The organism is Burkholderia sp. 3C, assembly GCF_054589155.1.
Map to the genome: position 1 here is coordinate 93,256 of NZ_BAAILN010000148.1, position 10,171 is coordinate 103,426.

A 10,171-nucleotide genomic window follows, 5' to 3' on the forward strand; every position below is an offset into this window, starting at 1 on the left:
AACAACATCCGGGCCTTGGATTTGCCGGGCGGCAACGGCGCTCGCGTATACTCCGCACTTCGTCGCAAGGGCACCCGACCCGACGCCGTAGCGTGTCGCTGCCCCGGCCGCCCGCCAACCCCTGCTGATCCCGCTGCTGATGTCCTCGTTTGCCTCTGTCGCACCCGCTGCCACCCGGCGCCTGACGGCCGCCCGCATCCTCGCCGTCATCGCGCTGTGCATGGTGCCGGTATCCACCGCCCTGACCAACGTGTTCTGCGCGCTGTTCGCCGTCGCGCTGTTGAGCGCGCCCGAATTCTGGCGTGGCCTGCCCGCGCTGTGGCGTCAACCGGCGGCGCTGGCCGGCGTGCTGATGCTGGCCGCGCTGGCGCTGAGCGTCGCGTGGTCGGTCGCGCCGGCACACGACGCCTGGCAATGGGTCGGCAAGTACGACAAGATCCTCGCCCTGCCGTTCGCCGTGCTCGCGTTCCGCAACGCCACGCCGAACTGGCCGGCGATCGTGCGCTGGAGCCTGTTTTCAACGCTGGTGGCGATCCTCGTGCTGTCCACCACGAACTGGCTCGGCCTGACCGCGATCGGCCCGGCGCACAAGATCGAGCTGCCGCTGTCGCGCGCCTGGGTGTTCAAGAATCACATCGCCGCCGGCATGTTCGGCGCGCTGCTGTTCTACGTGGCGGCCGACATGATGCTGGCTGCCCGCACCGCGCGCGCGCGCTGGCTGTTCGGCGCGATCGCGGCGCTCTCGCTCGTCAACGTGTTCGTGATGCTGCAAGGCCGTACCGGCCAGGTCATCGCGCTGCTGCTGATCGCCGTGATCGCGTTGCGCACGCTGAACGTGCTGCGCCATCGCTCGCCTCGCCTCGCGGCGCTGACGGCCGCACTGATCGTCATCGTGGCCGCCGCGCTGGTCGGCGTGGCCTGCACGATGCACGGCGGCCGCCTGATGAAGGTCGTGACCGAGGTGCAAGCCTACCGGCAGACCGACGCGATCACCTCCACCGGCCTGCGTCTGGCCTGGTACCAGCGAGCGATCGGGCTGTATGAGGAACGGCCGCTGGTGGGCTACGGCGCGGGCGGCCTCGGTTTTGAATTCGCGAAGCTGTCGGCCGGCAAGACGCTGGCCGATGGCCAGTTGACCGAAAATCCGCACAACGAATATCTGCTGATGGCCGTGCAGCTCGGCACGCTCGGCGTGGCGCTGTTCATCAATCTGCTGGTGCAGGTCTGGCGCGGCAGCCGCGCGCTCGATGCGCGCTCACGCCATCTGTTGCTGGCCTGGCTGACGATCTTTGCGATCGGCAGCGCGGCGAATTCGCTGCTGCTCGATTTCGCCGAAGGCCACATGTTCGTGCTGCTGGCGGGGATTCTGATCGGCTGCGGCTACCGGCCCGGCGCGCCGAAGGCGGCCAGCGGCACGGCCGCACGCGGCTGAGTGCTGGAATAAGCGGCGCGGCGGCGTATATTGCCGCCGGACACGCGCCATCGGGCAGACCGCCTTACGCGGCCGGCCGCACCAGCTTGATCGGATTGACGATCGCCGACGGCGCGGTGCGCGCCGCCTCGGCCGGCAGGCCCAGCATCTGCGCCGCCGCCTGCGCGACATGCGCCGTCGACATCTGCATCAGACAATCGCTGTAGCTCGCGACGTTGCGTTCGCAACCTTCCTGCCGGCACGGCACGCAGGTCCCTTCACCTTGCAGCAACAGCACGTTCTCGTGCCGCCCCGAGCCGACCAGCGGCCACGGATTGCCCGCGCCGCGCCAGCCTTGTGGCCAAGGCCCCCAGCGCACCGGATCGGACGGCCCGAACAACGCCACCACGGGTGTGCCGGTGGCCGCCGCCACGTGCGTCGCCCCCGTATCGGGGCCGACGAACAGCTTGGCGCGCCGCACCAGCTCGGCGCTCTCGCCGAACGACAAACGCCCGACCAGATTCAACACGTCACCGCCCGCCCCGCGCGCCACCTGCTCGGCGTAATCGCGCTCGTTCTGCGCCGGCCCGCCACTCAACGCGACCGCATAGCCCAGGCCGCGCAGCCAGTCGATCAATTCCACCCAGCCGTCGCGCCGCCATTGCTTGTAAGCGAACATCGGAAACGGATGCAGCACGACGAGCGGCCGCCCGGCCGCCACGGCCGGCGAGCTGGCCAGCAGCGCTTCGAACTTCGCACGCTGCGCCGGATCGCCGCCAAGGCCCGGCGCAACCACGTCCGGTACCGGCGCGACGCCGATCTGCGGCGCCAGTGCCAGCGTGCTGACAACGGTGTGTTCATGCTGGTGATCGTTGATCGCGATCCGGTTCAGCAGGAAACGCGTCCAGAGATTGACGCGATTCGGATCGACGAGCCCGACGCGGCGGCGGCCGGCGAACCACGTGTAGTAACGCGGCCGATCCGAGCTGAGCGCCGCGACGGCGAGATCGTAGCGACGCCAGAGCCGCGACGCATCGCGCAGCCGCTCGCCAAGCTTCGCGCGCTGGGCGACGACGATCACGTCACGGATATCGGGATTGCCTTCGAGCACGCCCTCGGTGCCGCGAAACACCAGCATGTCGATGGGCGTATCGGGCCAGCGCGCCTTCAACGAACGCACGATCGGCGTGGTCAGCAGCACATCGCCGATCCGGCGCGTGGCGACGACGAGGATGCTGCGGGGCGGGCGATCGGGGGGAAACAGGTCGGCCACGGCTTCGATGATTGGAGTGGGGAAGATCGAGGCTTGCACGCCACTCGATCCGGTAACGCCGCGCGCGAGGCGCGGCGGACGTGAAACGAACCGGCCAGACAGCGATTGCCGTCGCGCGATGCACGCCGGCACCCGCCGCAACCGCGCGGCACGGCGCCGGGCCGGCCAGCCTCAATAGGCGATTTCGACGGCGCCTTCGCCGAACGTCGCGCGCAGTTCGGCCAGCAGCGTATCGCTGGGCTTCACGCGCCACGCTTCGCCGAGACGCATCTCGCCTTGCGAACGCGCGTTGTTGTAGACGATCTGCACGGCCAGCCCGTTCGGGATGGGCGGCGCAGCACGGCGCCCGCCATCGCGGCCATCGCGCCCGCCGCCCCGCCCGGACGGTGCCGGCGGCGGTGCCACCGGCGCGGCTTCGGCCTTGGCGACATGCGGTTCGAGCACGCGGCGCAGCGCGCCGGCATCGGCATTGCCGTTCATGGTCATGCGAACCGCCTGCGCATAACGGCTGCGCGCACGTTCGAGATCCATCACCGCTTCGGCCGTAAAGCGCAGGCCGCCCGTGAAGGCATCGTTACGCGCCTGCCCCTGCACGATCAGCAGTTCGTCTTCCTTGAACAGGCCGCGATTCGCATCGAATTGCTCGTTGAACACGGTGATTTCGCATTGCCCCGAGCCGTCGTCGAGCAGCGCGATGATCATCTTGCCGCGCTGCGTCATCTGGGTGCGCAGCGAAGCGATGACGCCGGCCACGAGCTTGTCGCGCCCTTCCTTCAGTTCACCGAGCTTCATGCGCGCGAAGCGGCGCACTTCGTCGCGGTAGGCATCGAACAGATGCCCCGACAGATAGAAGCCGAGCGCGCCCTTCTCTTCCTGCAGGCGACGCTTGTCGTCCCAGGCCGGCTCGTCGACGAGCGCATGCGCATGCGGCGATTCCGCGCCCATGTCGAACAGCCCCGCCTGCATCGCGTTCGCTTCGGCCTGATCGGCCGCTTCCATCGCGAGCGGCACCGAGGCGATCAGTTGCGCACGATTGATCGTCAGCGAATCGAACGCGCCGGCGCGAATCAACGCCTCGACGGTGCGGCGATTGACGAGACGGCGGTCGATCCGTTCGCAGAAGTCGAACAGATCCTTGAACGGGCCCTCTTCCTTGCGTGCGCGGAGGATATCTTCGATCGCGTTCTGGCCGCTGCCCTTGACGGCCCCCAGGCCGTAGCGGATCGTTTTGGAGCGCTTGCCGTCGGCTTCGGCCACCGGCTCGAAACGGTATTCGGACTGGTTGATGTCGGGCGGCAGCACCTTCAGGCCGTTCACGAGACAGTCGTCGAACAGGATCTTCACCTTGTCGGTGTCGTCCATCGCGAGCGTCAAGTTGGCGGCCATGAATTCGGCCGGATGATGCGCCTTCAGCCAGGCGGTGTAGTAGGCGAGCAGCGCATAGGCGGCCGCGTGCGACTTGTTGAAGCCGTAGCCCGCGAACTTCTCCATCAAGTCGAAAATTTCGTCCGACTTCGTGCGCGCGAGGCCGTTCTTGGCCGCGCCCTCGGCGAAGATCTCGCGATGCGTCGCCATCTCCTCGGCTTTCTTCTTGCCCATCGCGCGACGCAGCAAATCGGCGCCGCCGAGCGAGTAGCCGCCGATGATCTGCGCCATCTGCATCACCTGCTCCTGATAGACCATGATGCCGTAGGTCTCTTTCAGGACGGGTTCGACGCGCGGATCCGGGTACTCCACCTTCTCGCGGCCGTGCTTGCGCGCGCAGAAGCTCGGGATCAGGTCCATCGGGCCCGGACGATACAGCGACACGAGCGCGATGATGTCCTCGAAGCGGTCGGGCTGGGCATCCTTCAGCATGCCCTGCATGCCGCGGCTTTCCAGCTGGAACACGGCGACCGTATTCGCTTTCTTGAGGATCTGGAACGAGGCCGGATCGTCGAGCGGCACCTGTGCCAGCGACCAATCGGCCTTCGACGGATCGAGACGGCGGATGAAGCGCTCGGCCCAATCGAGGATGGTCAGCGTGGTCAGGCCCAAGAAGTCGAACTTGACGAGGCCCACGGCCTCCACGTCGTCCTTGTCGTACTGGCTGACGACGCCGCCGTCCTCGCCCTGCACATAGAGCGGGCAGAAATCGGTCAGCTTGCCGGGCGCGATCAGCACGCCGCCGGCGTGCATGCCGACGTTACGCGTGAGCCCCTCGACGCGCTGCGCGAGATCGAGCAACTGATGGACTTCGTCCTCGTTGTCGTAGCGCTCCTGCAGTTGCGGCTCTTCCTTCATCGCGTCGGCGATGGTGACGTGCTTGCCCGGCTTGAACGGGATCAGCTTCGCGATGCCGTCGGTGAACATGTAGCCGAGGTCGAGCACGCGGCCGACGTCGCGCACGGCCGCTTTCGCCGCCATCGTGCCGAACGTGGCGATCTGCGAGACCGCATCCGCACCGTATTTTTCCTTCACGTACTGGATCACGCGATCGCGGCCGTGCTGGCAAAAATCGATATCGAAGTCGGGCATCGACACCCGCTCCGGATTCAGGAAGCGCTCGAACAGCAGGTTGTAGCGCAGCGGATCGAGATCGGTAATGCCGAGCGAATAGGCCACCAGCGAACCAGCGCCCGAGCCGCGGCCCGGGCCGACCGGCACGCCGTTGTTCTTGGCCCAGTTGATGAAGTCCGCCACGATCAGGAAGTAGCCGGGGAAGCCCATCTTCTTGATCGTGTTGCATTCGAATTCGAGGCGCTGGTAATACGTGGTGCGCTGCGCATCGCGCTCGGCGGTGTCCGGATAGAGCTGCTCCAGCCGCTTTTCGAGCCCTTCCTGCGAAAGCTGGACGAGGTAATCGTCGAGCGACATGCCGTCCGGCGTCGGGAACAGCGGCAGCTTCGGCTTGCCCAGTTCGAGCTTGAGGTTGCAGCGCTTGGCGATCTCGACCGTGTTCTGCACGGCCGACGGAATATCGGCGAACAGCGCGGCCATCTCGGCCTGGGTGCGGAAGCATTGATCGGTGGTGAAGCGCTTCTGGCGACGCGGATTGGCGAGGATGTCGCCTTCCGAGATACACACGCGCGCCTCGTGCGCCGTGAAATCGTCGTCGCCCATGAACTGCAGCGGGTGCGTGGCCACCACCGGCAGCTTCAGCTCGGCCGCGAGCTTGGCGGCTTCCTGCACGTAGGCTTCGGCGCCCGGCTGGCCGTAGCGCTGCAGCTCGATATAGAAGCCGCCCGGGAACACGCGCGACCAGCGCTGCGCATGGCGGCGCGCCGCTCCGAGGTTGCCGGCCGCCAGCGCGAGGCCGATGTCGCCCTGCTGCGCGCCCGACAGCGCGAGCAAGCCCTGGCCGAGTTCGGATTCGAGCCATTGGGCATCGACTTCCGCGCGGCCGCGGTATTGATTGGTGAGCCAGGCCTTGGACAGCAGCTCGCAGAGATTCAGGTAGCCGGCCTTGTCGCGCACCAGCAGCAACAGGCGTGAGGGCTTGTCGCGATCGTCGTGGTTGGTGATCCAGACATCGCAGCCGGCGATCGGCTTGACGCCCTTGCCACGGGCTTCCTGGTAGAACCGGACGAGGCCGAACGCGTTGCCGAGATCGGTCAGGGCGAGCGCGCCCTGACCGTCGGCGGCCGCGGCCTTGACGAGGTCGTCGAGGCGCACGATGCCGTCGGCAATCGAGAATTCGGAGTGAACGCGAAGATGGACGAAGCGGGGATCTGACATGGGCGTTATTGTAGCCGCGTCGTGACGAAGGCAACGTCCGACGGCCGGAAAAAACGCCGCGCTGGCCATCCGGCCAGGTCTGGCGGGAGTCGCGCATCGGGGCACGTCGGTGCGACACGTTGCCTGCCCCGTTCGGCCGACTGGTCCGCCGCCCCGTTTGCGGGATAATACGGGTTTCGCTCATTCACGCGGCGGCCCGCCGCGCGGCATCGCACCCTCATTTGCGCCCTTTCCGGCGCAGCCGTGCGCCGCGCCCGCCCCGCTTCATCACCGGTTCATCATGTCCATCGTCAACCTCGCCGCCTACCGCTTCGTCACGATCGAGTCGCCCGAAGCCTGGCGGCCGCTCGTCACCGAGCGCTGCCAGTCACTCGGGCTGCGCGGCACGATCCTGCTGTCGCCCGAAGGCATCAACCTGTTCATCGCCGGCCCGCGCGAAGCCGCCGGCTCGTTCATCGCCTATCTGCGCGAAGATCCGCTGTTCGAGGGCAAGTTCGCCGACCTGCAGTTCAAGGAAAGCCTGTCCGATTCGCAGCCGTTTCGCCGCATGCTGGTGCGCCTGAAGCGCGAAATCATCACGATGAAGAAGCCGGCCATCAAGCCGGAGCTTGGCCGCGCGCCGTCGGTCGATGCGCAAACGCTGAGAACCTGGCTCGACCGCGGCCAGGACGACGCAGGCCGCCCGGTCGTGATGCTCGATACGCGCAATGCGTTCGAGGTCGATGTCGGCACGTTCGACCACGCGCTCGATTACCGCATCGACAAATTCAGCGAATTCCCGGCCGTGATCGATGCGAACCGCGCCGATCTCGAAGGCAAGACGGTCGTCTCGTTCTGTACCGGCGGCATCCGCTGCGAGAAGGCCGCGATCCACATGAAGGAAATCGGCATCGATCACGTCTACCAGCTCGAAGGCGGCATCCTCAAGTATTTCGAGGAAGTCGGCGGCGCCCACTATCACGGCGACTGCTTCGTGTTCGACCACCGCACCGCGCTGAATCCGCAACTGGCGCCAACCGGCAACGTCACCTGCTTCGCGTGCCGCGCCGTGGTCACGGCGGAGCAACAGCAATCGCCGCTGTACGTCGTGGGCCAGTCCTGCCCGGCCTGCCATCCGGCCGGTGGCAACGCCCTCGCCGGCGCGGCCTCGCGGCCGAACGCAGCCTGACGGCTGCCGGCTTTCGCGCACCGGGCCGGCCTTGAACTCGCGCTATTGCGGCCGCTTCGCGCCGTCGCCCACCGGCCCGCTGCATTTCGGCTCGCTGGTCGGTACGCTGGCAAGCTGGCTCGATGCCCGAGCCCACCGCGGCACATGGCTGGTGCGAATCGAGGATGTGGACGGCCCGCGCACGATGCCCGGCGCGGCCGACGCGATCCTCGACACGCTGGCCGCGTTCGGGCTCGCGGCCGATGCGCCGCCCGTCTGGCAGAGCCGGCGCGACACCGCCTACACGCAGGCGCTCGACGCGCTCACGCAAGCCGGCCATGTCTATCCGTGCGGCTGTACACGCAAGGAAATCGCCGATTCGTTGCGCGCCGCCCACGAACGCCATACCACGCTCGCCTATCCGGGCACCTGCCGCGACGGCCTGCACGGCAAGCCCGCGCGTGCCTGGCGGCTGCGCGTGCCCGACGGCGCGGCGGCCTCGATCCGTTTCGACGATCGCTGGCAAGGCGCGCAAACACAGAACCTCGCCACCGAAGTCGGCGATTTCGTGCTGAAACGCGCCGACGGGCAATGGGCCTACCAACTCGCCGTGGTGGTGGACGACCGCGATGCCGGGGTCACGCATGTCGTGCGCGGCGCGGATCTGCTGGATTCCACCGCGCGGCAACTCTACCTTCAGCAATGTCTTGGCGTGGCAACGCCCACGTACCTGCACGTGCCGGTGGTGGTCGACACCAACGGCGAGAAACTCAGCAAGCAGACCGGCGCGACCGCGCTCGATGCGTCCAGGCCGTTGACCGCACTGATCGCGGCGGCCACCCACCTGGGCCTGACGCTGCCATCCTCGGCGCAAGCGTCTCTCGACACGTTCTTCCCGGCGGCAACGGCAGCCTGGGCCGCGCGCTTCGGGCCGAATGCCCGCTGACCCAGCCGCACCAGGCACGACACCCTTCCGTTTCAGCGCCACCCAAACAAAACGGGCGGACGCTTTCGCATCCGCCCGCTGTCAGGCCAAGGTCCGCCGCCGCTTACGACGACGAACGGCGCGGCATGCCGAAGCCGCCCAGCAGCGCGGCCAGCGGCTGCTTCGACTTCTTCTCCGGCTGGGCCGGCTGCTTGATCGCTTCTTCCTGCTCGCGCGCGCTCGACGACGGCACGTAAGGCTTCAGGAAAAACTCGTCGACCGGCGCCTCGCGGCGCGAATGATGCGTGCGTTCGCCGCCGTGCGCAGGCGAGCGGCGCGGGCCGCGCGCTTCGCTGCGATCGCGTTCGCCACGCTCCCCACGTTCGCTGCGCTCGGCGTGTTCGCGGCGCGGACGCGCCGGCGCGTCGATGGCCAGCGGCTGCAACGGCAGGTCGCGCTTGATCAGCTTTTCGATGTCGGCCAGTTGCTTGCGCTCGTTCGGGCTGCACAGCGACAGCGCGTCGCCCGAGGCGCCCGCGCGGCCGGTCCGGCCGATCCGGTGCACATAATCTTCCGCGCTGAACGGCAGGTCGAAGTTGATCACGGCCGGCAGCTCGGCGATATCGAGGCCGCGCGCGGCCACGTCGGTCGCCACCAGCGCCTCGACTTCACCGCGCTTGAAGGCGTCGAGCGCCTGCATCCGTTCGTTTTGCGAGCGGTCGCCGTGAATCGCCGTGGCGATCACGCCGTCGCGTTCGAGCTGACGCGCCAGCCGGCTCGCGCCGAGCTTGCTGTTGCAGAACACGATCACCTGCTTGAGCGCGCGATCGCGGATCAGCTTGACGACGGCCGCCTGCTTGTCGCCCTCGGGGATGTCGTAGACGATCTGCGTCACGTTGGTCGCGGTGGCATTGCTGCGCGCAACTTCGATGGTCAGCGGATTGGTCAGGTAGGTCGCGGCGAGCTTCTTGATTTCGGGCGAGAACGTGGCCGAGAACAGCAGCGTCTGGCGCACCTTCGGCAGCAGGTTCAGGATGCGCTGCAGGTCGGGCAGGAAGCCCATGTCGAGCATCCGGTCGGCCTCGTCGAGCACCAGCATCTGCACCTGGCCCAGGTTCGCCGTTTTTTGCTGAACGTGGTCGAGCAAGCGGCCCGGCGTCGCGATCAGGATTTCGACGCCGCGGCGCAGCTCGGCCATTTGCGGGTTCATGTCGACGCCGCCGAACACCACGGCGCTGCGCAGCGCCGTGTGCTTCGCGTACGAATGAACGTTGGCGGCCACCTGGTCGGCCAGTTCGCGGGTCGGCGTGAGGATCAGCGCGCGCACCGCGTGGCGCGCCGGCGAGGCGCTCGTGTTCGCTTGCGGCAGCAGGCGCTGGATGATCGGCAGCGAGAAGCTGGCCGTCTTGCCGGTGCCGGTTTGCGCGGCGCCCATCACGTCGCGCCCCGACAGCACGACCGGAATCGCCTGCGCCTGGATCGGCGTCGGCTTCGTATAGCCCTGCTCCGCAATGGCCTTCAGAATGTCGGGCGCGAGGCCGAACTGATCGAAAGTTGCGTCGACGGACGTGGCTGCTGAATCGGACATGGTTGGCGTTTCGCTCAAATGGCGCGGCGGGGAATCTGGCGCGGCAGCGCCGGTGACGGGCTGCCGCGCGAACGACATATGGAATGAATGACGGAACTACTGCGGCGCGC

At 67.6% G+C, this 10,171-nt stretch carries 6 protein-coding genes; 3 read left to right on the forward strand and 3 right to left on the reverse strand.

Going from position 1 to position 10,171, the window contains the following annotated elements; genetic code table 11:
* Positions 1–139 precede the first annotated feature (139 nt).
* Complete coding sequence (locus ACYP33_RS30665; RefSeq protein WP_459625004.1) at positions 140–1,432, forward strand: O-antigen ligase family protein; 1,293 nt, start codon at positions 140–142, stop codon at positions 1,430–1,432.
* Between the two features lie 64 nt (positions 1,433–1,496).
* On the opposite strand, the gene ACYP33_RS30670 is transcribed toward ACYP33_RS30665, so the two are convergent.
* On the reverse strand, positions 1,497–2,684 hold the full coding sequence (locus tag ACYP33_RS30670; protein ID WP_414451907.1) for a glycosyltransferase family 9 protein: 1,188 nt from the start codon (positions 2,682–2,684) through the stop codon (positions 1,497–1,499).
* A gap of 171 nt (positions 2,685–2,855) precedes the next feature.
* Entirely contained in the window at positions 2,856–6,401 is a 3,546-nt protein-coding gene (gene dnaE / locus ACYP33_RS30675) for a DNA polymerase III subunit alpha (RefSeq protein ID WP_459625005.1), read from the reverse strand.
* Between the two features lie 280 nt (positions 6,402–6,681).
* On the opposite strand from dnaE, the gene ACYP33_RS30680 reads away from it, so the two are divergent.
* Together ACYP33_RS30680 and gluQRS are read left to right on the forward strand one after the other, a co-directional pair.
* On the forward strand, positions 6,682–7,569 hold the full coding sequence (locus tag ACYP33_RS30680) for a sulfurtransferase (RefSeq protein WP_459625006.1): 888 nt from the start codon (positions 6,682–6,684) through the stop codon (positions 7,567–7,569).
* Positions 7,570–7,600: 31 nt separating this feature from the next.
* Positions 7,601–8,494, forward strand: coding sequence for a tRNA glutamyl-Q(34) synthetase GluQRS (gene gluQRS / locus ACYP33_RS30685; RefSeq protein WP_459625007.1), 894 nt, complete (start codon positions 7,601–7,603; stop codon positions 8,492–8,494).
* A gap of 103 nt (positions 8,495–8,597) precedes the next feature.
* On the opposite strand, the gene ACYP33_RS30690 is transcribed toward gluQRS, so the two are convergent.
* Positions 8,598–10,061 (reverse strand): DEAD/DEAH box helicase, encoded by a 1,464-nt coding sequence (locus ACYP33_RS30690; RefSeq protein WP_414442710.1) that lies wholly within the window; start codon positions 10,059–10,061, stop codon positions 8,598–8,600.
* Positions 10,062–10,171 lie beyond the last annotated feature (110 nt).